The organism is Myxococcus sp. MH1 (assembly GCF_059738865.1).
The window spans coordinates 9,182,202-9,206,338 of sequence record NZ_AP026947.1 but is presented as its reverse complement, the minus strand read 5'-3'; the positions used below and the strand labels follow the sequence as shown (position 1 = coordinate 9,206,338).

The window sequence follows — 24,137 nt, the reverse complement described above, 5'->3', positions numbered from 1 at the left end:
TGCTCGTGGGTTCTCGGAGGCAGCCATGCGCCTCGTGTCCCTCGGTTTCCTGTCGGCCTTGCTGCTCTCATGTGCGAGCACCTCACACCCGGCGCGGAGTGAGGCGCCTGTCGAGGACTTCGGACCGGGCGCGGAGGTGCACCTGCTGCAGCGATGGGCCTTCGGTCCGTCGGCGCGGGAGCTGGCGGAGGTGCGTCGCCTGGGCGTGCGCGGTTGGGTGGAGGCGCGGCTCGTGCGTCGGGACGCGCCGATGTCGCCGGCGCTGGCCGGGAAGCTCCAGGCCCTGCCCACGTTGGAGATGTCGATGCCCCAGCTGCTCGACGCGTACCCGAACCGGAAGGAGCGGGAGCAGGCGCTCCTGGCTGGCCGCGAGCTGGAGCGCCCGGCGCGAATCGGTGCGGAGCTCTCCGCGGCGAAGCTGCTGCGCGCCGTCGAGGGACCGAATCCGCTCGAGGAGGTGCTGGTGGACTTCTGGTTCAACCACTTCAACGTCTCCGCGGACAAGGGCGTGGTGCGGTGGATGGTGACGTCGTACGAGCGCGACGCCATCCGTCCGCATGTCTTCGGGCGCTTCCGGACGTTGCTCGGCGCCACGGCGCGCCACCCGGCGATGCTCGTCTATCTGGACAACTGGAGGAGCACGCGTGACGGCATGCCGGAGCGGGGCCGCGCGCGGAGGGACGTGGAGGACGAGGGCGAGGCGGAGATGGACGCCGAGCCCAGACCGGGGCTCAACGAGAACTACGCGCGGGAGCTGCTGGAGCTGCACACGTTGGGCGTGGAGGGCGGCTACTCGCAGACGGACGTGCGCGAGGTGGCGCGGTGCTTCACGGGGTGGAGCGTGAAGAAGCCGCGCGAGGCGCCCCAGTTCGTCTTCCGTCGTCGGGCGCATGACCCGGGGGCGAAGCGTGTGCTGGGGCAGGAGTTCGCGGCGGGAGGTGGGGAGGCGGATGGGGAGCGGGTGTTGGACGTGCTCGCGCGGCATCCGTCCACGGCGCGGCATCTGGCGACGAAGCTGGCGCGGCGCTTCGTGTCGGACTCGCCGCCGCCGGCGCTGGTGGACCGGTTGGCGAAGGTGTTCCTCGACACGGACGGGGATTTGTCGTCGGTGTATCGCGCGCTGTTGGATGCGCCGGAGTTCTGGGCGCCCGAGGCGCGTGGGGCGAAGGTGAAGACACCCTTCGAGTTCGTGGTGTCCGCGTTGCGTGCGACGGGGGCGGAGGTGCAGGTGCAGCCCCGGCTGGTGCAGGCGGTGGCGAAGATGGGGGAGCCCCTGTACCGGGCGCCTGCGCCCACGGGCTTCCCCGAGGTGGCGGCGCCGTGGGTGAACAGCGGCTCGCTGGTGGCGCGGCTGAACTTCGGGTTGGACCTGGTGTCCGGCAGGATGCCTGGAGCGCGCGTGGTGATGGAGACCGTCGCGTGGCCCGCCGCGCCCACGGCGGAGGCGTGGCTGGAGGCGCTCGGGCTCGCGCTCCTGGGCACACCGCCGTCGGAGGCGACGAAGGCGACGGTGCTCGACGCGCTCTCCCGCCGGAAGGAATCGGCGAGCGCCGAGGCGGAGCGAGGGCCCGTCGACGTGGCCCTCATCGCCGGCCTGCTGCTGGGCTCACCGGAGTTCCAGCGGCAGTAGGGGCCGTCACTCCGCGGACGCGCCTTGCTGGAACCCCTCGCCTCGGGACTTGAAGGGCGTGGCGCCACCCACGAGTTCATTCCGGGGCGGAGGGGTGTTCGTGGGGCACTCGACGCCGGAGAGGTAGTCGAGCCCGTGGAGGTCGTGGTTCTGGAGGAAGCGGCGGATGAGGTCGGCCATCTCCTCGGGACGCTCCATCAGGACCAGGTGGTCGGCTTCCCGGATGGTGGTGAACAGCGCGCCGGGAATCGTCGCGGCCAGGTTGCGCACATGGGCTGGCGGAGTGAGCGGGTCGAACTCGCCGGTGAAGGCGAGGACGGGGCGCTTCAGGATGCGCAGGCTCGGGTCCCGGGCCTCGGCGATCAACCGGTTCTGCACGTCGGCGTAGCGAAGCGCCTCGCGCGGTGTGACGGCATGGAAGGCCTTCTCCACCAGCACCCGCGTGGCCTCCGCTTCACGCACGTGGTTGCGCGGGTCCTGGTTCATGGTCGCCTCCACCAGGCCCTGGACGAACGTGTCGAGCTCTCCCTCCAGGATCTGCTCGGCGCGGATGTCGATGCGCACGGCGGACTGGTCGGGAAGCTCCGTCGCCGCCCCCACCAGGATGAGGCGGTCGATGCTGTCCGGATATCGGTGCGCGAACTCGTAGGCCGTCGAACCGCCGTAGGAGATACCGATGACGTTGATGCGCGGATGGCCCAGGTGCGCGCGCAGGTGCTCCAGACAATCCGCGAGGAAGTCGAAGCCGAACTCCGGCGCCAGGTCGTCCGCCACGCCCGTGCCGGGCAGGTCCGCCATGATGAGCGTGCCGAGCGGATGCAACAGGTGCTCGAGCTTCGGCAGCGCATACATGTCCTGGAAGGCGCCGCTGATGATGAGCAGCGGCGACTCGATGAGCGGCTTCTCGGGACCCGGCACCACGCGGTAGGCGTAGCGCAGCCCCCGGAAGCTCACGAACTGCGTCTCGGACGTCGAGTCCCCCGCGAGCAGCGCCGCGAGCGCGTTGACCGTGCGGCAGCGCAGCACCTCCGCCCACCGGACCTCGCGCTCGAAGGCCGTCTCCAGTGCCCGGTGCAGTTGCGCCAGTTGGATGGAGTTGCCGCCCACATCGAAGAAGTCGTCGTCGACGCCGACGTCGGGCTGTCCGAGCGCGTCGGCGAAGAGGCGGCGAATCTTCCGCGTCGAGTCCGTCGCTTCCACCACCGGCTGGATGGCCTCGGTGGCCTCGGCCGCAGAGATGGAGACCGGAACCCCCGCCGCGTCCACGATGCGAATCGGCGCGAGGGAGATCTTCGCCAGCTCGACATGGCGCGAGGCGCCCCGAGCGACGATGCGGCGCAGCGCGCGCGGACGGCCGTCCAACCTCGCGCGGAAGTGATGTCCTCCCGAAAGGAACCCGACCCAGCTGACGGTGTGCGGCGCGGCGGCGGCGATGGCCAGCGACTCCAAAGCCTGCGCGGGCTCCATGATGGCGTGGCCCCGCGCCGCGGCCTGCCCCGTCACCTCCAGGTCCGCGGTGCGCTCATCGCGCCAGTAGCTCCAGCCGATGCTCTGGCAGACGGGCGCATCCGTCGCGCCACGGCCCTGGGCGTGGCACTGCTCGGCGAAGGCATCGAGCGTGGCGTTGCTGGCGGCATGCGCGCCCTGGAGCGCCCCGCCCACGGCGCCGACGACGGAGGAGAACAGGATGAGGCGACAACCAGGACGGTGCTTCGCGACGCGCCACAGACTCCATGCACCCGCGAGCTTCGGGTCCAGCGCGGCGGCCAGGTCTCCGGGCGCGAGCTGGAGCAGGGTCTTCTCCGCGTAGTGCCCCGCCAGGTGCAGCATCCTGTCGACCGGCCGCGACCAGTGCGCCTCCGCCTGCTCGATGGCGGCGCGCACGGCGTCCGCGTCTCCGACGTCGACGGCGCGATACAGCACCTCGCCTCGACTCCGCAGCGCCGCCAGGGCCGCGCGTGACACCTCGGGCAGGCCCGCCTCGGGCGTACGGCCGAGCAGCAGCACCCGGGCCTGGTACCGGGTGACGAGCCACTCGGTGAGGACCCGACCCACGTGACCCAGCCCCCCGGTGATGACGAACAGGCTGTTCGGCTCGAAGCCGGGCACGTCGATGAGCGAGCCCTCCGCGTGCGTGGGCACCATCCTCGCCACGTGGCGACCCTCCGCCCTCCAGGCGACGAGGGGCTCGACGCTGAGCGCATCGACCTCGGCCAGGATGCGGCGCGCGTTGCCCTCCGAATCTCCAGCGGGCAGGTCCACGTGGCTCGTGCGAAGCCAGGGCAGCTCGAGCTGCGCGGTCGCCAGCAGGCCGCGCAGGGGCGCGTGATGCACGGCGACCTGGTCGTCCTCCCCGACGCGCAGGCTGTGGCTGGCGATGACCTTCAACAGCACCTGCTCGGGCCGCTGCGCATCGAGCGCACCGAGCAGCGGGACGAGCCAGCCACACGCCCGCAGGCAGGCCTCACGCTGCGCCTCGAAGGACTCGGGGACGCCCATCGCGGAGGGCGCGGAGAGGTGGAGGATGTGTCGGGGCAGCAGCCCCTCCTCGCGCAGCTGCTTGAAGAGCTGGAGGTGGTGGACCGGGTTCTCCACATCCAGGCGATAACGGCGCGGTCCCTCTTGGATGAGCCCGGGCGTCGAGGCCGGGATGAGGGTGACATGCGGCTGGTCGCGACGCTCCAGCTCCTGGCGGAGGGCATCACCCAGTCGCGCGTCATCCTCGATGAGGAGCGCCACGGAGGTCCGCTCCGCGCCATGCACGTCGGTGTCCAGCGGCGCCGCGGGCCAGGTGGTCCGGTAGAACCACGCGGGCAGCCGCTCGTGCGTGTCCGCGCGAGGCTTCGCCGCCTCCAGCTTCGCCGCGTAGCGACTGGCGAGCTGCGTGCGCTGAATCTTGCCCAGGTCCGTCTTGGGGATGTCCGCGCGCTCGACGGGGACGAGGTGGTGGGGCTGGACGCCATGGTTCCTGGCCACCGCGGCGCGGATGCTGCGCAAGGCCTCCTGCTCGTTCGTGCCCGGCAGCAGGTGGAAGAAGAGCGCGAGCTGGTCCGTCGACGCTCCACTCAAGCGGAGCGCACACGCGGCGGTGAACGAGCGGTCGATGAACGGCAGCTCCTCCACGGTGGCTTCAATCTCGTGGCCGAAGTGGTTGGCGCCGTTGATGATGATGGTGTCGCGCGAGCGGCCGGTCAGCGTCAGGCGCCCGTCGCGCAGGAAGGCGCGGTCCCCGGTGCGGAACCAACCATCCTGCGTGAAGGACTCGCGGTTGACGGCGTCGTTGTCGACATAGCCGCGCAGCACCGACGGCCCCTGAATCTGCAGGGCGCCAATCTCTCCCTCGGGCAGCACCTGGTCCTCGTCGTCCACGATGCGCAGTCGCACGCCCGGGATGGGCGGCCCGAGCGCGACGACGGAGTCCTCATCCGACGACGTGGAGAGGTTGAAGTCGGAGTGGTAGGTGACGCCCGACGAAGTCTCCGACATCCCCCATGCCGGCCATATGGCGGAGTCGCGCAGGCCGTGGGACGAAAGGGCCCGCAGGAACTCCCGCGCCGTCCTGGAGACGATGGCCTCGCCCCCGTTGACCAGGATGCGGACCCGGGAGAGGTCCCACCGCTGCGCCGACGGCTTGCGGCCCAGCTCACCGACAATCAACCCGAAGGCGAAGTGGGGCGCCCAGCTCAGCGTGGCGCCGTGGCGCTCCATCCAATCGAGCCAGCGCAGGGGCTCGCCGAGGATGAGCTGCGTGGGGACATGCACCTCGGCGCAGGAGGAGAGGATGTCCCGGGTGTGGACCATCGCCAGGCTGCCGCCGTGCTCCAGCGGCATCCAGTGGAAGGACACGTCCTGGGGGCCCGTGTTCATCACCCGCGCGGTGCCACGAGCCTCGGTGAGGATGGCCTTGTGGCTCAGGGGCACTGTCTTGGGCGTGCCCGTGCTGCCGGAGGTGAACAGGAGCAGCGTGATGTCGTCGGGCGTCGCGTCCAGGTGCGGCTTCGCCGGCTCATGGCGGGCGAGCTCCTCGACGGTGGCCGTCCTCACCGTGTGGCCGTGGCTCGTGGCGAACGCCTGGAGTGAGGCCTGTTGCGAGGCGTCGATGAGGACGAGGGGCTCGCGCAGCGCCTTCCAGGCCGCCAGCAGCTTGCTCACCCCGGGAATCCCCTCGGCGTACTCGGCGGGAGTCGCGATGGGCGCGGGCACCAGGCCCGCGAGGATGCAGCCCCAGAACGCGGTGATGAAGTCGCGCGTCCCCGGCAACTGGAACATCACCCGCTGGCCCGCCGTGAGCCCCTCACTCCGCAGCCCTCCGGCGACTCGCAGGGCCCTCGACAGCAGCTCGCGGTAGGTGTCGGTCCGCTCCACGCCCTCCGCCTCGACGTGGACGATTCTCTGCTCCGGCGTCCGCGCCACCGCCGCGAGCAGGACCTCGGTCAACGTCCGCTCCGCGCCAGAAAGGGCCGGGCCACCGTCGGCGAGCGCTTCCCGGACCGAGTGTCCGGCAGTGCTCGTCGCGATGGCCGGAAGGTTGCTCCGGTCAACCATGGAGGAGGAGTCCGGTGCGCGTCGGAGCCTCAAGGCTCCGGGCGTGGAGTCCGCGTCGCCGACGGACACCTGGAAGTGTCCGGAGCCCAGCAGGGCGTCGACGACGCGTTGGCAGTGCATGACGAGTGTCTCGTCGAGCACCGCGAGGCCCAGGTCCTCCAGGTCACCTGGACGTCGCGAGGGCGGCAGGGCATGGACGAGGACGATGTCCAGGGGCCCGAGCTGTCGAGGACAGTGGGCGCGCAGGTGCTCGAGGACGGCTTGCTCGGTCAGGGGGCCTCGGGTGGCCACGTGGACCCGGAACCCCTCCTGGGCCGTCCCCGAGCTGGCGGTGCGAGGGGTGACGACACAATCCGCGACGGTCCTCATCTTCAAGACTGCGGCGCGAACGACGGCCTGCGTTTCGGGGTCCTGGTTCGACGACAACCGCATGGGCGCTCCCCCTCGAAGAATTTTGAGGGGGGATGGATAGGCAAGGCCTTGGGCACCGCCTACCGGTCCTGGCGTACGAGGCGGGTATCCGTGATTCCTTTCCAGACACGGCCGCTCCGCGCCCCGTCGGAGATTCGACGCTCCGGTGGGCCGTGACAGAACCCTTCATGCACGCTGGACACGTCTGTCTTTCGCAAGGAGCCAGTCGCGGACCGCGAGGAATCGCGCGGTGGGCGCGGCGGCCTTGCGCCAGGCCACCCAGAGGGTCCCTGAGGGACGACGCGCTGCGCGTCGCGGTGCCTCGAGCGCTGCGACTCGGCCCTCGCGCAGTGCCGGCTGGACCAGGTAGTCGGGCAGCACCGCCAACCCCACGCCCGCCTCCGCCAGCGCGAGCATCTCGTCGAGGTTGGCGATGCGGCAGACCACCTGCGTCGGCAGCGGCTCCTTCGCGCCGAAGGCCGCGCGCCACCAGGGCAGGAGCATGGCCAGGTCCGCGTCGAAGGCGACGAAGCGATGCGCGGCGAAGTCGCGGGCGCTCCTCGGTGTCCCCCAGCGCTTCAGGTAGCCGGGGGAGGCCACGGCGACGAACTGCTCCTGGGCCACCGGGTGCAGCTCCAGGCCCGGGGCCTCGGGCAGCAAGCCGACGATGCCCAGGTCCAGCTCGCCGTCGAGGAGCCTGCGCGCGACGCGGCTGGGGACATCGAAGCGGACGTCCAGTCGCAGCTCGGGATGCGCCGCCAGGAGGGACGGCAGCCGCGGGCGCAGCCAGTAGCGGAAGAAGGGCCAGGGGCCGCCCAGCGCCACCTCGCCGCGCACCACGCGATGCGTCTCGGAGGCCTCCTCCACGGCGGCGTCCAGCGCGGGCAGGTGCTCTCCCAGTCGAGCGACGAGCGCCGCTCCGGCGGAGGTGAGTCGGGCCCTGCGCCCCACGCGCTCGAACAGCGCGACACCCGTGTGTCGCTCGAGCGCCTTGAGCTGCTGTCCCACGGCGGACGCGGTGATGCCCAGTCGCGCCGCGGCGGCGGCGTGGGTCCCCGCGCGGCTGACTTCCCACAGCGTCCAGAGGGCTTCACGATTGCCAAGCATGGCTTGAGCTTATGTGAAGAAGCCCTCGGTTTTCTGGGCGGACCTCCAGGCGTATCCCTTTCGCCGTGGGGCCCCTCCTCGTGGGCCCGCGAGGGAGCCGTGTCATGGAAGAGATGCTGACCGCCGTGAAGATTTTGCTGATTGTCACCAGCCACTCGCAGTTCGGGGACACGGGAGAGAAGACCGGCTTCTGGCTGGAGGAGCTGGCCGCGCCCTACGAGGCGTTCGTCGACGCGGGGGCGCAGGTGGACATCGCCTCGCCGGAGGGCGGGGCCGCGCCGGTGGACCCTCGCAGCGAGAAGGAGCAGACCGAGTCCACGAAGGCGTTCCTGTCGGATGCGCGGGCGAAGAAGAAGCTGGCGAACACGCTCGAGCTCGCGAAGGTGAAGGACTCGTACGACGCGTACTTCGTCGTGGGCGGGCACGGCGTGATGTGGGACCTGTCGAAGCACGCGCCCACGCACAAGCTGTTGTCCGCCGGGTACGCGCGGGGCGCGGTGGTGGCGGCGGTCTGCCACGGGCCCGCGGCGCTGGTGGGGGTGAAGGGGCCGGACGGGCAGCCGCTGGTGAAGGGCAAGCGCGTGGCGGGCTTCAGCAACGCGGAGGAGAAGGCGGCGAAGTTCGACGCCATCGTCCCGTTCGCGCTGGAGACGCGGCTGAAGGAACAGGGAGCCCGCTACGAGTCGGGCCCGCTGTGGGAGAGCTTCGTCGTGGCCGACGGCCGGCTCGTCACCGGGCAGAACCCGGCGTCGTCCGCCGCCACCGCGCGCGAGGTGCTCCACCAACTGCGCGAGAAGAAGCAGCCCTGACGGAGGCTCGAGGCGGCGCCACCTGAACGATGTGCCCTCATGGGGGCGGAGGTGCGCTCGTAACTTCCGGACCGGACGGGTGTTGAATGGGCGGACCTCGCCGCCTCGCGGGGCCGACCACCCTGGAGTCCCAGCCGCATGCCCCAGTCCCTCTCTCGACGCCGCCTGCTGCACGCGCTGGGTCTGTCCGGAGTGGGGCTCCTGTTCACGCCAGGTCTCCTGCGTGGCGTCCAGGCGGCCACACCTCCTTCCAGGCGCACGTTGGTGACGGTGTTCCTCCGGGGCGGAGTGGACGGACTCTCGCTCGTCCCGCCCGTCGAGGACGGGGCCTACCACCGCGCGCGCCCCTCGCTCGCGCTGAAGCCCACGGGCGAGGGCGCCGCGCTGCCCCTGTCCTCACCCTTCGGCCTGCACCCACGTTTGGAGCCCCTGCTCCCGCTGTGGAAGGAAGGACAGCTCGCGGTGCTGCACGGTGTGGGACTGCCCACCCCGGTCCGCTCGCACTTCGATGCCCAGGACTTCGTGGAGTCCGGAACGCCGGGCCGCAAGTCGACGCCGGATGGTTGGCTCAACCGCGCGCTGGGCTCCGAGGCGCAGGTCCCCTCCGCGCCGCTGCGCGCCGTGGCGCTGCAGTCCACGCTGCCCCGAGCACTCTTTGGTGACGCGGGCGCGCTGGCCATGGGGCGACTGGAGGAGTTCCGGCTGCGCGTGGGCAACCGAGGAGCACGGGCCACTCGCGGCTTCGAGGCGCTCTATGCCGGCGCCGTGGACGACGCGCTGCGGACCACGGGGCAGGGCGCCTTCGAGGCCCTCTCGCACCTGGACGAAGAGCAGCTCGCCCGGCTGCCGCCCACCTCCGGCGCCGAGTACCCACGCGCGCCCCTGGGCCAGCGACTGGCGGACATCGCCCGGCTCATCAAGGGCGACGTGGGCCTGGAGGTCGCCGCCACGGAGATGGGCGGCTGGGACACCCACGCGGCGCAGGGCGCGGCCACGGGCACCTTCGCCAATCGCTGCGCGGAGCTGTCCGGCGCGCTGTCCGCCTTCGCGCGCGACCTGGGTCCACGGCTCGAGCACGTGACGGTGGTGGTCCTGACGGAGTTCGGCCGCACCGTGCGGGAGAACGGCAGCCGAGGCACGGACCACGGCGTCGGGAGCGCGATGCTCGTGCTCGGCGGCGGTGTGCGCGGAGGTCGGGTGTACGGCCGCTTCGAGCCCCTCACCGCGGACCGGCTCCAGGACGGCCGGGACGTGCCCGCGTGGACCGACGTGCGCGCCCCGCTGTCGGAGGCCCTGCGCGCCTGCCGCCCTGGCGTGGACCTGACCCGGGTGTTCCCGGGGTACTCCCCCGGCACCGCGCTGGGCCTGTTCACATAGCGCGGTCCGGAATCGGGCAGACTGGGCGGGGCCATGGTCCGCCTCCGCCGCATGCTCACCCTCCTCCTCTCCGTCCTCGCGGTCCTCTACGTCGCGCTGTGCGTCGCGGCCTTCGTCTTCCAGCGCTCGCTGCTCTTCCCCGCGCCGAAGGCCGCCACCCTGCTCCCCGCGGCGCACGGCTTCAGCCGTCTGCCGTTGAGCGCAGGGGCCTACGTGGACCTGCTCCAGTTGCCAGGGCCCGAGGGCGCGCCGACCGTGGTGCACTTCCACGGCAACGGGGAGCAGCTCCTCGACCAGCTCGACCTGGGCCTGTTCCTCCAGGCGAACGGCCTGGGCTTCCTGGCCGTCGAGTACCCGGGCTACGGCGCCTCCCCCGGAGCGCCCTCCGAGCAGGGCATCTACGCGGCGGCGGAGGCCGCGCTCGCGCTGCTGCGCACCCAGGGGGTCCCGCCGGAGCGCACGGTGCTCAGCGGCCGCAGCCTGGGCACGGGCGTCGCGGTGGAGATGGCGCGCCGGGGCCATGGCGCGCGCATCATGCTGGTGGCGCCCTACACCTCCATCCCCGACATGGCGGCGACGATGCTGCCCTTCCTCCCCACCTCGCTGCTCGTGAGGGACCGCTTCGACACCCTGTCGAAGGCGCGGGGGCTCGACCTGCCGGTGCTCATCATCCACGGTGAGCAGGACACCCTCATCCCGGTGGAGATGGGGCGCCAGCTGGGCACCCGCTTCCCTCGCGCCACGGTGGTGACGGTGCCGGACGCGGGGCACAACGACGTGCTGGAGCGCTCGGGGCCGGACCGCGTGCAACGCATGGCCGCGTTCGCGCTCGGCGGCGACTGAGGCTCCAGCGCACGCCGTCGTCAGTGCACCTGCGACGCGGACTGCGTGTCGATGGAGACCTCGCGCATCAGCTCGGCGGTCTCCTCCGCGCCCAGACGCTTCACCAGGTCCGCCTGCGCCACCATGCCGCAGACGGTGTTGTCGTCGTCGAGCACCACCATTCGCCGCACCTGGTTCTGCTCCATCAACGCCAGGCAGTCCTCCAAGGGGGTGTCGCGGTACACGGTGGCCGCGGGCGCGCTCATCGCCGCCGTCACGTCCAGCATGTAGGGGTCCTTCCCCTTGGCGATGATGCGGCAGGTGATGTCCCGGTCCGTGATGATGCCCAGCGGCCGGTTGTCGGCGTCGATGACGGGCAGGGCCCCGCAGTCACACTCGACCATCCATCGCGCCGCCTGTTCGATGCCCGTGTCGGGCAGACAGGTGACGGGATTGGCGGTCATGGCTTCTCCGACCTTCATGGCGACCTCCCAGGGAGAATGAGTCTCCCCAGGAAGGTGCGCCTCGAGGTCTCGAGCCGCGGCGGGCAACAAGGCGAGGGCCCGTCACGCGCCGAGGACTTCAATCCCGAGGGAAGCGCTCCTCGTACTCGGCCTCCAGGCGTGCGTGGGTGGACCAGAAGCCGCGAGGCGTCTGTCCGCGCAGCTGGTCCTCGAGGATGCCCAGGTGGGTGTCCCAGCCGCTCGCGACGCTGACGCGGTCCTCGCGCGTGACGAGGCGCCGGTGCGTGACGACGAGCAGCACGTCCGAGCCCCGAGCGCTCAGCTCGAAGGTGACCTCGGAGGGGGCGCCCGTCTGCTCGGCCCAGGTGTAGCTCAGCACGTGTGGCGGCTCGCAGCGGAGCACGCGCCCCGTGTGGCGATGGCCATCGCGCATCACCTGATAGCGCTGGGGCACCGGCTCGTGGGAGAGGTGGGCGTGCTGGAAGCGCAGCTCGACGCTTCCACCTTCGCGCAGCTCCATGTCCCCGGCGGCGAGCCACTTCCCGCGCAGCTCCGGGGCCGTGAGGAACGCCCACACGCGCTCCAGCGGACCCGGCAGCACGCGCTCCAGGCGCACCGTCTGGGGCTCGGTGACGACGCCGTGTTCAGCCATGGCGCGGGGTCTCCACGGCCAGCTCGCGCGCCAGGGTGGTGAGCATGGTGGCCCAGCCCGCCTGCGTGCGGTCCGCATACTCCGCCCACGTGTCCGACATGACGTGCGTCAACGTCAGCTCACAGCCCGCGTCCCTCGGCCGGAAGTCCAGGGTGACGCGGCTGATGTTCTCCTCGCTCATCGGCTCCTCGCGGATGGCCCACGTGAAGACCAGTCGCTGGGGACGGGCTATCTCCAGATAGGTCCCGATGTGGTCGATGTCCTGACCCTTCCTGCGCACGAGGAAGGAGAAGCCGCCGCCCACGCGCGCGTCGAGCCGCAGGTGCACCACCTCCTCGTCGCGCACACCCGGGCCCCACATCCACCGGCCGAGCGTCTCGGGGCTCAGCCACGCGTCGAAGACGCGCTCGGCGCTGGCGGGGAAGAAGCGGGTGAGCTGGACCTGGACCGTCTTCGAGGCATTCACCGGGTGCGTCCTTTCTTGGGGGAAGGGGGCGTGGGAGCCTCGCCGCGCAGCAGGCTCTCCAGCATGTCGAGCCGCTCGCTCCAGAAGCGCTCGTAGTAGCGAATCCAGTCCTGCGCGTCCGACAGTGGCCGGGCGTTGAGCCGGCAGACGTGCGTGCGGCCCTTCACCTCGCGGTGCACCAGCCCCGCACGCTCCAGCACCTTGATGTGCTTGGACGCCGCGGCCAGGGACATCTGGAAGGGCGCCGCCAGCTCTCCGACGCTGCGCTCGTGCACCGACAGGTTGCGCAGCATCGCCCGACGTGTCGGGTCGGACAGCGCATGGAACGTGTGGTCGAGCTGGCTCGCGTGTTGTTCAACCATGAGGTTGAATATAGAGTCGCGCGTGACGCTGTCAACCCACGTGGGCCGCGAGGAGGCTGCTACGCTGGCGGCGCCCCTCGACCCCGGAGAAGACCCATGTCCCGAGCCCCCGCGCCCGTCATCGGCATCATCGGTGGCAGTGGCCTGTACCAGATGGATGGCCTGAAGGACGTCGCGTGGAGGAAGGTGTCGTCGCCCTTCGGCCAGCCCTCCGACGAGCTGTGCTTCGGCACGCTCGAGGGCACGCAAGTGGTGTTCCTGCCCCGCCATGGTCGCGGGCACCGCATCGCCCCGAGCGACATCGACTTCCGGGCGAACATCGACGCGCTCAAGCGCAGCGGGGTGACGGACCTCTTGTCGCTGTCCGCGGTGGGCAGCCTGCGCGAGGACCTGCCGCCGGGCACCTTCGTGGTGGTGGACCAGTTCGTGGACCGCACCTTCGCGCGGGAGAAGAGCTTCTTCGGCACGGGGCTGGTGGCGCACGTGTCCATGGCGAAGCCCACGTGCTCGCGCTTGGGGGAGGCGGTGGTGGCCGCGTGCGAAGCGCTGGGCGTGGCCGCGCACCGGGGCGGCACCTATCTGGCGATGGAGGGGCCGCAGTTCTCCTCGCTCGCGGAGAGCCGGCTGTACCGGACGTGGGGCTGTGACGTCATCGGCATGACGAACATGCCGGAGGCCAAGCTCGCCCGAGAGGCGGAGCTCTGTTACGCGACGGTGGCCATGGTGACGGACTTCGACTGCTGGCACCCCGAGCACGACGCCGTCACGGTGGACCAGGTCGTCTCGGTGCTCGTGGGCAACGCGGGCAAGGCGCGCTCGCTGGTGAAGCAGGTGGTGCCGCTGCTCGGAGGACACGAGGGGCCCTGTCGGCAGGGGTGTCAGCGCGCGCTGGAGCACGCGCTCATCACCGCGCCGGACGCCCGCGACGCGGCGATGGTGGAGAAGCTGTCCGCGGTGGCCGGACGGGTGCTCGGGCGATGAAGGTCCACGGCAAGCCCACCCGCGCCGTCTGGCTGGAGCCGGATGCCCGCGCGGTGGGCATCATCGACCAGACGCGGCTGCCCCACGCCTTCGTCACCGCGCGACTGGAGACGCTGGACGAGGCCGCGCACGCCATCCGCGCGATGCGGGTGCGGGGCGCTCCGCTCATCGGCGCGACGGCCGCCTACGGGGTCTGGCTGGCCTTGCGCGCGGATGCCTCCGACGCGGCGCTGACGCGGGCCCTCGCGGTGCTGGGTGAGACGCGGCCCACCGCCGTGAACCTGCACTGGGCGCTGGAGGAGATGCGCCGTGTGCTGACCCCGCTGCCGCCCGCCGAGCGCGTGGAGGCGGCGAAGCGGCGCGCGGCCGAGCTGTGCGACGAGGACGTGGCCATCAACCGGGCGCTGGGCGAGCACGGCCTGAGGCTCCTGGAGGCCGCGTGGGAGAAGAAGGGGAGGAAGGGCCGGCTGGAGGTGCTCACCCACTGCAACGCGGGGTGGCTCGCGACGGTGGACTTCGGCACGGCGCTCTCGCCCATCTACCTGGCGCACGACGCGGGCCTGCCCGTGCATGTCTGGGTGGACGAGACGCGCCCGCGCAACCAGGGCTCGCAGCTGACGGCGTGGGAGCTGGGGCAGCATGGTGTCCCGCACACCGTCATCGCCGACAACGTGGGCGGCCACCTCATGCAGCACGGGCAGGTGGACCTGTGCATCGTCGGCACGGACCGCACCACGGCCCACGGTGATGTGGCGAACAAGATTGGCACCTACCTCAAGGCGCTCGCGGCGAAGGACAACGGCGTGCCTTTCTATGTGGCCCTGCCCTCGCCCACCATCGACTGGAGTCTGCGCGACGGCGTGCGGGAGATTCCCATCGAGCAGCGCGATGGCTCCGAATTGAGCGACGTCACGGGCCGGCTCGCCTCGGGGGAGGTGGCCACGGTGCGGGTGACACCGGAGGGCAGCCCCTCCGCCAACTACGCCTTCGACGTGACGCCCGCGCGATTGGTGACAGCGCTCATCACCGAGCGGGGCGTGTGTCCGGCGAGTGAGGCGGGCCTGCGCTCGCTGTTCCCGGAGCGCGCGAGGATGGGCTCATGAAGGACGAGCGCGTCGTGCGAGAGGCGATGATCGCCACCTGCCGCAAGATGAACGCGGCGGGGCTCAACCAGGGCACGAGCGGCAACTTGAGCGTGCGCGTGGACGGGGGCTTCCTGCTGACGCCCACCGGCATGGACTACGAAGTGCTGGTGCCCGAGGACATGGTCCTCATGCGCATGGATGGAAGCCACGAGGGCCCCCGGCGTCCGTCGTCCGAGTGGCAGCTCCACCGGGACATCCTGGAGGCCCGTCCGGAGGTGGGCGCGGTGCTGCACGCGCACTCCATGTTCAGCACCACGCTGGCGTGTCTGCGCCGGGGCATCCCGGCCTTCCACTACATGGTCTGCGCGGCGGGCGGCGTCGACGTGCGGTGCGCGCCGTACGCCACCTTCGGCACCGCGGAGCTGGCGCGAAACGTCCTGGACGCGCTGGAGGGCCGCAAGGCGTGCCTGATGGCGAACCACGGCATGCTGGCGCTGGGGCGGGACCTGCCCTCGGCCTTCAAGCTGGCGGTGGAGGTGGAGACGCTCGCGGCCATGTACTGGCGAGCGCTCCAGGTGGGCGAGCCCGTGCTGCTCGACGACGCGGAGATGGCGCGCGTGCTGGAGAAGTTCAAGACCTACGGCCAGCAGTCCGCGCTCACGCCGAGCGGAGCGTGAGCACCGTCACCTCGGGCGGGACGCCCAGGCGGAAGGGCAGCCAGTGTCCGGTGCCGCCGGACACGTAGAGCTGGTGGTCGCCCCGGCGGTAGCGGCCGAGCATGTACTGGAAGGCGAAGAAGAAGAACGGCATCCCGAAGAAGGCCACCTGGCCACCGTGGGTGTGGCCCGCCAGCGTCAGCCGCGCGCCGCGCTCGGCGGCGTGGTCGAAGAAGTCCGGGTGGTGCGTGAGGCACAGCACCACCTCGTCGGGAGAGACGCCCTGGAAGGCCTGCTCGGCGGACTGCTTCATGCGCGCGGCCTTCACGCGGTGGCTGCGGCCGGACATGGGGTAGTCCACGCCCACCACGCGCACGCGCTGGCCGCCGTGCTCGAAGGTGTGGGACTCGTCCACGAGCAGGCGCACCGGGCTGCCCCGCGACTGGGACTTCGCGTAGGCCTCCACGACCTCGTCCAGCCCGCGCCAGTGCTCATGGTTGCCGAGCACCGCCAGCATTCCGTGAGGCGCGCGGCACTCCTCCAGCGCGGCCATGGTGGCGTCGAGCTGGTCCAGGTCATCGATGAGGTCCCCCGTCATCACCTGGAGGTCCACCTTGGCCTCGTTCATCGCGGCCACCGTGTCGCGCAGGTACTGGGTGTCGATGAAGGTGCCCACGTGCACGTCGGTGATCTGGCCGATGCGGAAGCCATCCAGCGCGGCGGGCAGGCCCGGCAGGCGCACCTCCACCGACTCCACCTTGAAGCCCATGGAGCCGCTGGCCAGGCCCGCCGTGCTCGTCCCCACCGCGAGCAGCGGCACCGCGCGCCCCGCGTTCGTCAGGAGGTTGCGCCGGCTCATCCTCGCGGACGTCAGCGACTCCAGGGCGCTGGCCTGCGTGGAGTGGGTGGCGGGGGTTCCGCTGGGGACGGACTCGGGGGCCTCGGGGACCGGGGCCTGGGTCGTCATGACGTCAGGGGAGGCCTTCGCCCGGGCGCGGCGGTCCATCCACCGGCGCAGCAGGGCCAGGGGGCCGCCGACGAGGAAGATGATGATGGCGGAGATGGACCAGCCCGTGGCGAGGATGCGCAGCAGGGCGGGGACCTCGGAGGTGCGTCCGGCGATGGCGGGCACCAGCCAGACGGCCAGGGACAGCGCCGAGCCGCCGAGCAACACCCACCGGCGCCACCCTCGCGCCATCGCGGGCCAGAACGACTTCAGGACGGTCCAGGCGACCACGTAGACCAGGAGGAGAAGCAACGGCCTGACCATCAACACGCTCCCAAGCGCACGAGAACCGCAGTCATAGCGCCGGGCCGCATGCCCCGCCGCACGAAGTGGCTGAATGTAGGTGATGCCCCTGTCACCGAGGCTCGCCTGGGCGCCAGGGCGTCCTCCCTACGTCCGCGCGGCCCGGGACATTCCCCAGGGCGTGTGGGCATCAGCCCCGGGCGCCGGGGCTGGCCATGCGCAGGTGCGCGTGCAGCGTCTCGGTGCGCAGGTAGAGGAACTGGGCATCGCCGAAACCCAGCGCGTCGCCATCCGTGAGCAGCACGTCCTGCTCGGGCGTCAGCGCGGCGGTGTTGACCCACGTCCCGTTCATCGAGCCCACGTCCCGGACCGAGCAGTCCCCCGCCGAGGCGTGCCACTTGAGCGTGGCGTGGTGCTTGGACACGGACGGGTCCGGGACGATGAGCGTGCAGCCCTCCATCCGTCCCACGGTGAGCTCCTGCCCGTCCGCGGCCGGACGCAGGAAGTGGACCTCCAGCGCGTCGAAGCCGCGCAGCATGACGAAGAGCCGGTCCACCAGCCGGGTGCGGTGCGCCATGCCCACGGTGCGCGCCTCGCCCAGCCGCATCGCCACCTGTTGGAAGACGGGCTCGGGCGGCTGTTGGACGAGGACCACGGGCCCGGAGGCGTCGAGGAAGGCTTCCAGGGTTGCCAGGGCGAACGGGCGCAGTTGCTTCACGGACGGCATGGTGGCCACAACCTACCCCGAAGCCGCGGGCCCTGGCGCGCACCCGCACGCACCAGGCCGCCGCCGTCCACCAGCGAACGCTCCCACGTGAGCACATGGAGCGGATTTGGTCCGGGTTCTTCGGAAGGTTTCATGGAGGCACGCGCGAGGCTCAATCCATGCGCAGTGATTGCGAGTGGCTGTAATCCCAGACCCGAGACGAGGCTGGAAACATTTCAGCTAGTGGCTATCAACGATGGAGAAGGCTCGACAATCATTGCATATCCGCCCACGGAGCTCGGGTCGGTGGGCTCCATCACCAGGAGAAGCGCATGAAGGCACTGTCATTCGTGATGGTCGCGGCTGTTTCCATGGGCGTGCTCGCCGGTTGCGGCGAGGGCACCACGCCGGAGGCGACAGTCGACGACAAGGGGCCCCGGTACGAGGCCACGCTGAACGATGGGAGGTCCGTGATCGTGCGGGACGCCTCGGGCGAGAACAACGTGAGCGCCCAGGCCATCGAAGGTGAGCGCACCGTCACCCAGGCCGCGTGTTGGGTGACGTTGCAGTGGTGCAGCGAGCCGGGCACCGGCGACATCGTCTGCACCCAGAACGGCGGCTGCACGACGGCGCAGTTCATCGCCGCGTGCATCTCGCTCGCCGAGGATATCTGCGGAATCTGATACATCCGTGGAAGCTCAGCGTCAGCCCCAGGTGAGGGCTGACGCTGCATGGTGGTGCGTGGCGCGGTGTGTCGTGAGATGAGGCTTTGCGCTCGCGGCGTGTCCGGTGACACTCGTGTGACACAGACATTTGTGTTCGCGCGAGGAGCGTCCAAGCCATGTGGGAGCGAATGAGGAAGCACGGCGCCTGGGTGTTGGCGGCGTCGTTGTTGGCGTTGAGCGGGTGCTCGGACCCGGACGATGACCAGCCGACGCCGGACGCCGGGGCGCAGCCCGACTCGGGGACACCGGATGCGGGGGCCCCGGACTCGGGCTCGGAGCTGCCGCCGCTGCAGGTGCCGGAGGGCTGCAACCCGCTGGCGTCCGAGCATGACTGCCTGTTGCCGTATCCCTCGGACTACTTCCTGAAGGAGGACGCGGCGCTGCCTTCGGGACATCGGGTGACGCTGAGCGCGGCCGCGAAGCTGAAGACGCGGGATGGGACGCCGTTCGACTTCACGGACCTGCATCCGGCGGATGGGTATTCGCATGGCACGCAGATGCTGGCGCTGTTCCCGGGCGGGGTGGATGACACGGGGCTGCCCTCGGTGACGCGGCCCACGGCGGCGACGTCGGGGAGCACGGTGTTGCTGGAGGCGGAAGCCGGCACGGGCGTGCTGCACTTCGCGGAGCTGGACCCTCGGGCGGCGGCGGACGCGCGGCGGGCGCTGCTGGTGCGGCCGGCGGTGCGGCTGAAGGGTGGGACGCGCTACATCGTGGCGCTGCGCGGGCTGAAGGCGAAGGACGGCGCGCCGGTGCCGGTGCCGGAGGGCTTCCGCCGCATCCGGGATGGACAGACGGCGGGGGACGCGCTGCTGGCGCCGCTGGCCCGGCGCTACGAGGCGGACATCTTCCCGGCGTTGGAGGCGGCGGGGGTGCCGCGCGCGGAGCTGCAGCTCGCGTGGGACTTCACGACGGAGACCGAGGAGAACGTCACGCGGGACATGTTGGATGTGCGTCGGCTGGCGATGGAGGCGATGGAGGCCACGCCGCCGGTGGTGACGGTGACGGAGGTGACGAACGACGTGGACGCGAACATCGCGCGTCGCATCAAGGGGACGCTGCGGGTGCCGCTGTTCATGGAGACGGCGCAGCCCGGAGCGCTGCTGGCGCGGGATGCGCAGGGGCGGGTGCGGCGCAATGGCGAGGCGGAGGTGCCCTTCACGCTGCAGATTCCCCGGAGTGTCTGGGGGCAGGGCGTGGCGCCGGTGCGGCTGCTCCAGTACGGGCACGGCTTCTTCGGCGGGCAGGGGGAGGCGGACGGCTCGTTCGTGCGGCCGTTCGTGCAGGCGACGCGGATGGTGGTGATGACGGTGGACTGGTGGGGCATGTCGCAGGCGGACGCGCCGGGGGTGGTGGGGGCGATGGCGCAGCAGCCGGGGCAGACGATGCGCTTCTCGGACCGGGTGCATCAGGGGATGGTGAACCAGATGGCGGTGACGTACGCGGCGCGCACGACGCTCCGGGACGTGCCGGAGCTGAGCGACAACGGGGTGCTCGTGTACGAGCCGGGGCAGACGTACTTCTACGGCATCAGCCAGGGGCACATCCTGGGCGGGACGTACGTGGCGCTCTCGCCGCATCTCGAGCGCGCGGTGTTCAGCGTGGGTGGGGCGGACTTCTCGCTGATGATGTTCCGGGCGAAGCCCTTCGCGCCGTTCCTGCAGGCGATCGCCGCGGCGGTGCCGGACGCGCTGGACCAGCAGAAGTTCGCTGCGATGACGCAGACGGGGTTCGACCGCATCGACCCGCTGACGTACGCGCCGCACGTGTTGAAGACGCCGTACGAAGGTGGCCCCGCGTCGCGCAAGGTGTTGGTGCAGTACGGCCTGGGCGATGCGCAGGTGCCCAACGTGGCGACGGAGCTGCATGCGCGGGCGATGGGGCTGACGCAGCAGCTGCCGGCGACGTGGCGCGTGCCGGAGCTGCCGGCGGTGGAGGGGGTCCTCGACGGCGCGGCGCTGGTGCAGTTCGACTTCGGGTTGCCCTCGCCGCTGCCGGGCACGGTGGCGAACCTGCCGGCGGACGACAACCCGGTGCATGAAGGGGTGCGTCGCAACACGAAGGGCCGTGAGCAGGTGGACCTGTTCCTCAGGCCCGACGGCAAGGTGGAGGCCACCTGCGGCGGCGTCTGCCTCGGCGCGAACTGACGCGGTGGGCTGAACGTGTAAGCCGTAGTTACAAGTTCGTGGATGGCTCCGCGTTGGTTCGGAAATCGTGCGCCGTGAGGCGTGTGGCTTGCAGCGGAGACGGTCCGCGCTCGTGAAGGGGCGCGGACCGTCCAACCTGTGAGACTGCATGCATCGTCTGAGTGAATCGCCGGGCCATACGGCCCCTGTCGTGATGGGGCCGCGAAGGAGGGTAGGGGGTAGACAGCACGACCTGGTGGGTGAGACACCCGGGATGGACCTCGCGCCCCTTCGGGCCGAAGTCTGTCGAGGCGAGAGTGCTCGGGCTCGACAGGGAGGGCTCATGACGCGGTACTGGCTTTCGTTCGACTTGGGGCTCCGGGGCAACTACGACGACCTCTACCGGTGGTTGGCGAAGCTGGACGCGCGCGAGTGTGGTGACGGCATGGCGACGTTCACCACGGAGCAGACGCCCGTGCAGCTCAAGCGGGCCCTCAAGCCCATCGTGGGCAAGAAGGGGCGGGCTTACCTGATTGGCTCCGACAAGGAAGGGAAGTGGAGCGGCAAGTGGCTCTTCGGCAACCGGCGTCCCGCCCCGTGGGTCGGCTACGTCGAGCTCGCCAGTGAGGAGCAGGACGACGCATGAATGTCTGTGTCGATGCCTGCTTCCTGCTCGCGCTCTATGATCCGAGGGATGGTCTCCACGGCGTCGCCAAGGCGCTGTTCGAGAAGCTGTTCGACTCGACTGCCCACGAACTGGTGGTGCCCTGGCCCATCCTCTAAGAGACGGTGTCGACGCGCATGGCTCGCAGGAGCGCGTCGATGGGGCTGCTGGAGCGGGACTTGAAGCGCCTGCGGCAGCGCAACCGGCTGTCGATGTTGTTCGACCGGAAGATGCGCGAGCAGGCGCTCGCGGAGTGCTTCGAGGAGCTGACGAAGGACGGTGGTTACCGCGCCCTGAGTCTGGTGGACCGGGTGGTGCGGCTGATGCTGCTCAGTCGGAGCCACCGGCTCCACGCCCTCGTCACCTTCAACCGGGGCGACTTCGAGGACGTGTGCCGGCAGCGGAAGATCCAGCTCATCGACCAGCAGGGCTGACGAGCTTGGGGCCCACCGTCCTTCCACGGACGGCGGGCCCACCGTGCCTCACCCCGCGGCGGTGCTCGGGTTCTTGATGAGGTGGTCGCCGTAGTCCTCACGGAGCTTCGTCTTGAGGAACTTCCCGGTGGACGTGCGCGGAATCTGCTCGATGAAGAGGTAGTCGTCCGGCAGCCAGAACTTGGCGAACTGCTTCGCCAGGTGCTCCGTCAGCGCCTCCTTGCTCACCGCCTGCCCCGGCTTGAGCACCACCGCCGCCAGCGGGCGCTCGTCCCACCGCGCATGCCGCCCGGCGAACACCGCCGCCTCCAGCACCGCCGGGTGGCTCATCAGCGCGTTCTCCAGCGCCACCGACGAAATCCACTCTCCGCCCGACTTGATGACGTCCTTGCTCCGGTCGCAGATGCGCACATACCCATCCGCGTCCAACGTGACGACATCCCCCGTCCTGAACCAGCCATCCGCCGTGAACCGGTCCGCCCCCTCGCCGCCGTAGTACGAGCCCGCCACCCACGGCCCGCGCACCTCCAGCTCACCCATCGTCGCGCCGTCCCAAGGCAACGCCTTCCCGTCCTCCCCCATCACCCGCGTCTCCACGAACGGCAGCGCGAAGCCCTGCGAGCTCTGCGCCCCCAGCTGCGCCTTCGCGTCCGCGTGGCGAAGCGCCTGCTTCACCTTCGCCATCGTCCCCACCGGGTTCATCTCCGTCATGCCCCAGGCGTGCGTCACCTCCAGCCCGTGCCGCTGCCGGAAGCCGTCAATCATCGCCGGCGGCGCCGCCGAGCCTCCAATCAACATCGTCCGCATCGCGCTCAGGTCCCACTTCTTCGGGTCCTGGTCCAACAACGCGAGGATGCCCAGCCAGATGGTCGGCACTCCGCCCGCCACCGTCACCTTCTCCGCCGACATCAACTCCAGGAGCGACGGCGGGTCCAGGTGCGGCCCCGGCATCACCATCCGCGCCCCCGTGAGCAGCGCGTCGAACGGCAACCCCCACGCCGCCGCGTGGAACATGGGCACCACCGGCAACACCGAGTCCGCCTCGCCGATGCCCGTCAAATCCTTCATGCAGCACACCAGCGTGTGCAACGTGATGGACCGATGGCTGAACAGCACCCCCTTGGGGTTGCCCGTCGTGCCCGACGTGTAGCAGAGCATCGCCGCGCTGTTCTCCTCCAGCGTGGGGAAGTCGAACGTCTCCGGCTCCGCCGCGAGCAGCTGCTCGTAGTCCAGCGTCCCCTCCGGCGCGGGCCCCGCGTCCGGGATGACGATGACATGGCGGATGCTCGGCACCTGCGCCGCGAACTTCTCGAACAGGGGCCACAGCGAGCGGTCCACCAGCACCACCGTGTCCTCGGCGTGCCGGGCGATGTAGGCCAAATCATTCGGATGCAGTCGCAGGTTGAGCGTGTGCACCACCGCGCCCATCGCCGGAATCCCGAAGTACGCCTCCAGGTGCCGGTAGTGGTTCCAGCTCAGCGTCGCCACCCTGTCGCCGGCCTTCACCCCCAGCCGCTTCAGCGCGTTCATCAGCCGGCACGTGCGCTTGTAGAAGTCCGCGTACGTGTAGCGGTGCATCGACTTGTCCGGATTGCGGCTGACGATTTCGGAGCGCGGGTAGTACGTCCGCGCGCGCTCCAGGAAGTGCGTCAACGTCAGCGGGAAGTCCATCATGCGGCCTGGCAGCATCGGCACGTCCCTTCGAGGCGAGGGTGGGGCGCCGATGCTACCGGATGCGCGCTCGGGCCAGCGTCCCGCGTCACTCGCGGCCCGAGTGTTGCTGCGTTGCGTCAGCCGAAGAACACCTGGGCGACCTCGAAGAACTCCGTCGGGACGCGCTTGAGCTCCTTGGTGGCGGCGGCCAGCTCCACGCTGACGATTTCGTTGCCCTTGAGCGCGGCCATCTTCCCGAACTCGCCCCGGGCGACCATGTCGCACGCGTGCACGCCGTAGCGCGTGGCCAGCACGCGGTCATGCGCGGTGGGCGCGCCGCCGCGCTGGATGTGGCCCAGCACGGACACGCGCGTCTCGAAGCCCGTGCGGCGCTCGATTTCCTGCGCGACGATGTTGCCCACGCCGCCCAGCCGGGGCCGGCCCGCCTCGTCCAGCGCGCCGCTCGTCACCAGCTGCTCGCCCTGGTCCGCGGACAGCTTGATGCGCGTGCCCTCGGCCACCACGACGATGGAGAAGCTGCGCCCGCCCGCGTGGCGGCTGCGGATGTGCTCGGCCACGCGCTCCAGGTCCGCGGGAATCTCCGGCACCAGGATGACGTCCGCGCCGCCGGCGATGCCCGCGTAGGTGGCAATCCAGCCCACGTGCCGGCCCATCACCTCGCAGACGATGACGCGCTTGTGCGACTCGGCCGTCGAGTGCAGCCGGTCCACCGCCTCCGTCGCAATCGCCACCGCGGTGTCGAAGCCGAAGGTGAAGTCGGTGCCGTTCAGGTCGTTGTCGATGGTCTTCGGCACGCCCACGATTCGCAGCCCCTCCTGGGACATGCGCGTGGCGGCGGACAGCGTGCCCTCGCCGCCGATGGCGATGACGGCGTGGATGCCGTTGCGCTCGATGGCGCGCTTCACCTTCTCCAGGCCGTTCTCCACCTTGAACGGGTTGACGCGCGAGGTGCCCAGGATGGTGCCGCCCCGGTGGAGGATGCCGGAGGTCGTCTCGCGGGTGAGGCGGAAGTGGTTGTCCTCGAGCAGGCCCTTCCACCCGTCGCGGAGGCCCATCATCTCGAAACCGTGGGCGGAGGCGCGGCGGACGAGGGCGCGGATGACGGCGTTCAGGCCGGGGCAGTCACCCCCGCCGGTAAGCACGGCGACTTTCATGAAGAATGTTTTATCGCGCCTTGCACCCGACGTGCTGA

At 70.7% G+C, this 24,137-nt stretch carries 22 protein-coding genes; 12 read left to right on the top strand and 10 right to left on the bottom strand.

What is annotated here, in order from left to right:
* Window positions 1-25 precede the first annotated feature (25 nt).
* Window positions 26-1,630, top strand: a complete 1,605-nt coding sequence (locus AC6JA9_RS36380) for a DUF1800 domain-containing protein (protein ID WP_497958521.1) — start codon at window positions 26-28, stop codon at window positions 1,628-1,630.
* A 6-nt stretch (window positions 1,631-1,636) separates the two neighbouring features.
* Here AC6JA9_RS36380 and AC6JA9_RS36375 read toward each other — a convergent pair whose 3' ends face one another.
* Window positions 1,637-6,175: an alpha/beta fold hydrolase gene (locus AC6JA9_RS36375; protein ID WP_497960810.1), complete on the bottom strand. Its 4,539-nt coding sequence runs from the start codon at window positions 6,173-6,175 to the stop codon at window positions 1,637-1,639.
* A 597-nt stretch (window positions 6,176-6,772) separates the two neighbouring features.
* Window positions 6,773-7,693: a LysR family transcriptional regulator gene (locus AC6JA9_RS36370; protein ID WP_223782566.1), complete on the bottom strand. Its 921-nt coding sequence runs from the start codon at window positions 7,691-7,693 to the stop codon at window positions 6,773-6,775.
* A gap of 104 nt (window positions 7,694-7,797) precedes the next feature.
* On the opposite strand from AC6JA9_RS36370, the gene AC6JA9_RS36365 reads away from it, so the two are divergent.
* From AC6JA9_RS36365 to AC6JA9_RS36355, 3 genes are all read left to right on the top strand, one after another.
* Entirely contained in the window at window positions 7,798-8,502 is a 705-nt protein-coding gene (locus AC6JA9_RS36365) for a type 1 glutamine amidotransferase domain-containing protein (protein WP_223782565.1), read from the top strand.
* 138 nt (window positions 8,503-8,640) lie between these two features.
* On the top strand, window positions 8,641-9,879 hold the full coding sequence (locus tag AC6JA9_RS36360) for a DUF1501 domain-containing protein (protein WP_223782564.1): 1,239 nt from the start codon (window positions 8,641-8,643) through the stop codon (window positions 9,877-9,879).
* A gap of 51 nt (window positions 9,880-9,930) precedes the next feature.
* Window positions 9,931-10,722, top strand: a complete 792-nt coding sequence (locus tag AC6JA9_RS36355; protein WP_497958520.1) for an alpha/beta hydrolase — start codon at window positions 9,931-9,933, stop codon at window positions 10,720-10,722.
* Between the two features lie 20 nt (window positions 10,723-10,742).
* On the opposite strand, the gene AC6JA9_RS36350 is transcribed toward AC6JA9_RS36355, so the two are convergent.
* The 4 genes from AC6JA9_RS36350 to AC6JA9_RS36335 form a co-directional block, all read right to left on the bottom strand.
* Window positions 10,743-11,183, bottom strand: coding sequence for a CBS domain-containing protein (locus tag AC6JA9_RS36350; RefSeq protein ID WP_223747111.1), 441 nt, complete (start codon window positions 11,181-11,183; stop codon window positions 10,743-10,745).
* 100 nt (window positions 11,184-11,283) lie between these two features.
* Window positions 11,284-11,817, bottom strand: a complete 534-nt coding sequence (locus tag AC6JA9_RS36345) for an SRPBCC family protein (RefSeq protein ID WP_223747112.1) — start codon at window positions 11,815-11,817, stop codon at window positions 11,284-11,286.
* A complete protein-coding gene (locus tag AC6JA9_RS36340) occupies window positions 11,810-12,283 on the bottom strand; it encodes an SRPBCC family protein (RefSeq protein ID WP_223747113.1) in 474 nt (157 codons plus the stop codon). Before AC6JA9_RS36340 ends, AC6JA9_RS36345 begins: the two co-directional genes overlap by 8 nt.
* Window positions 12,280-12,645 carry an ArsR/SmtB family transcription factor gene (locus AC6JA9_RS36335; protein WP_223747114.1) on the bottom strand — a complete coding sequence of 122 codons (366 nt, stop codon included), beginning with the start codon at window positions 12,643-12,645 and terminating at the stop codon, window positions 12,280-12,282. Before AC6JA9_RS36335 ends, AC6JA9_RS36340 begins: the two co-directional genes overlap by 4 nt.
* 96 nt (window positions 12,646-12,741) lie before the next feature.
* Between AC6JA9_RS36335 and AC6JA9_RS36330 the strand changes: the two genes are divergently transcribed.
* Genes AC6JA9_RS36330 through AC6JA9_RS36320 form a run of 3 tightly spaced genes read left to right on the top strand, consistent with a single transcriptional unit; the run spans window position 12,742 to window position 15,388 of the window.
* Window positions 12,742-13,626: an S-methyl-5'-thioadenosine phosphorylase gene (locus AC6JA9_RS36330; RefSeq protein ID WP_497958519.1), complete on the top strand. Its 885-nt coding sequence runs from the start codon at window positions 12,742-12,744 to the stop codon at window positions 13,624-13,626.
* On the top strand, window positions 13,623-14,729 hold the full coding sequence (gene mtnA, locus AC6JA9_RS36325; protein WP_223782559.1) for an S-methyl-5-thioribose-1-phosphate isomerase: 1,107 nt from the start codon (window positions 13,623-13,625) through the stop codon (window positions 14,727-14,729). The genes AC6JA9_RS36330 and mtnA overlap by 4 nt, the downstream gene beginning before the upstream one ends.
* On the top strand, window positions 14,726-15,388 hold the full coding sequence (locus tag AC6JA9_RS36320; RefSeq protein WP_497958518.1) for a class II aldolase/adducin family protein: 663 nt from the start codon (window positions 14,726-14,728) through the stop codon (window positions 15,386-15,388). The genes mtnA and AC6JA9_RS36320 overlap by 4 nt, the downstream gene beginning before the upstream one ends.
* Here the strand turns inward: AC6JA9_RS36320 and AC6JA9_RS36315 are convergent.
* Together AC6JA9_RS36315 and AC6JA9_RS36310 are read right to left on the bottom strand one after the other, a co-directional pair.
* Complete coding sequence (locus tag AC6JA9_RS36315; RefSeq protein ID WP_223782558.1) at window positions 15,369-16,637, bottom strand: metallophosphoesterase; 1,269 nt, start codon at window positions 16,635-16,637, stop codon at window positions 15,369-15,371. The genes AC6JA9_RS36320 and AC6JA9_RS36315 overlap by 20 nt on opposite strands.
* Before the next feature lie 169 nt (window positions 16,638-16,806).
* Window positions 16,807-17,343 carry an FHA domain-containing protein gene (locus AC6JA9_RS36310; RefSeq protein WP_141324015.1) on the bottom strand — a complete coding sequence of 179 codons (537 nt, stop codon included), beginning with the start codon at window positions 17,341-17,343 and terminating at the stop codon, window positions 16,807-16,809.
* Window positions 17,344-17,654: 311 nt separating this feature from the next.
* On the opposite strand from AC6JA9_RS36310, the gene AC6JA9_RS36305 reads away from it, so the two are divergent.
* The 5 genes from AC6JA9_RS36305 to AC6JA9_RS36285 all read left to right on the top strand — a co-directional run bounded on the left by AC6JA9_RS36305 (window position 17,655) and on the right by AC6JA9_RS36285 (window position 21,271).
* Complete coding sequence (locus AC6JA9_RS36305; RefSeq protein WP_223747119.1) at window positions 17,655-18,005, top strand: hypothetical protein; 351 nt, start codon at window positions 17,655-17,657, stop codon at window positions 18,003-18,005.
* 158 nt (window positions 18,006-18,163) lie between these two features.
* Complete coding sequence (locus AC6JA9_RS36300; RefSeq protein WP_497958517.1) at window positions 18,164-20,194, top strand: hypothetical protein; 2,031 nt, start codon at window positions 18,164-18,166, stop codon at window positions 20,192-20,194.
* A 322-nt stretch (window positions 20,195-20,516) separates the two neighbouring features.
* The gene (locus tag AC6JA9_RS36295) at window positions 20,517-20,819 is read left to right on the top strand and encodes a hypothetical protein (protein WP_483578756.1); all 303 of its coding nucleotides are present in this window, start codon (window positions 20,517-20,519) and stop codon (window positions 20,817-20,819) included.
* Entirely contained in the window at window positions 20,816-20,956 is a 141-nt protein-coding gene (locus AC6JA9_RS36290; protein ID WP_483578755.1) for a hypothetical protein, read from the top strand. The genes AC6JA9_RS36295 and AC6JA9_RS36290 overlap by 4 nt, the downstream gene beginning before the upstream one ends.
* Window positions 20,957-20,974: 18 nt before the next feature.
* Window positions 20,975-21,271 (top strand): hypothetical protein, encoded by a 297-nt coding sequence (locus AC6JA9_RS36285; RefSeq protein ID WP_483578754.1) that lies wholly within the window; start codon window positions 20,975-20,977, stop codon window positions 21,269-21,271.
* A gap of 48 nt (window positions 21,272-21,319) precedes the next feature.
* On the opposite strand, the gene AC6JA9_RS36280 is transcribed toward AC6JA9_RS36285, so the two are convergent.
* Window positions 21,320-22,960, bottom strand: coding sequence for a long-chain fatty acid--CoA ligase (locus tag AC6JA9_RS36280; protein ID WP_223747123.1), 1,641 nt, complete (start codon window positions 22,958-22,960; stop codon window positions 21,320-21,322).
* Window positions 22,961-23,061: 101 nt separating this feature from the next.
* Complete coding sequence (locus tag AC6JA9_RS36275) at window positions 23,062-24,099, bottom strand: 6-phosphofructokinase (protein ID WP_141332983.1); 1,038 nt, start codon at window positions 24,097-24,099, stop codon at window positions 23,062-23,064.
* Between the last annotated feature and the right edge of the window lie 38 nt (window positions 24,100-24,137).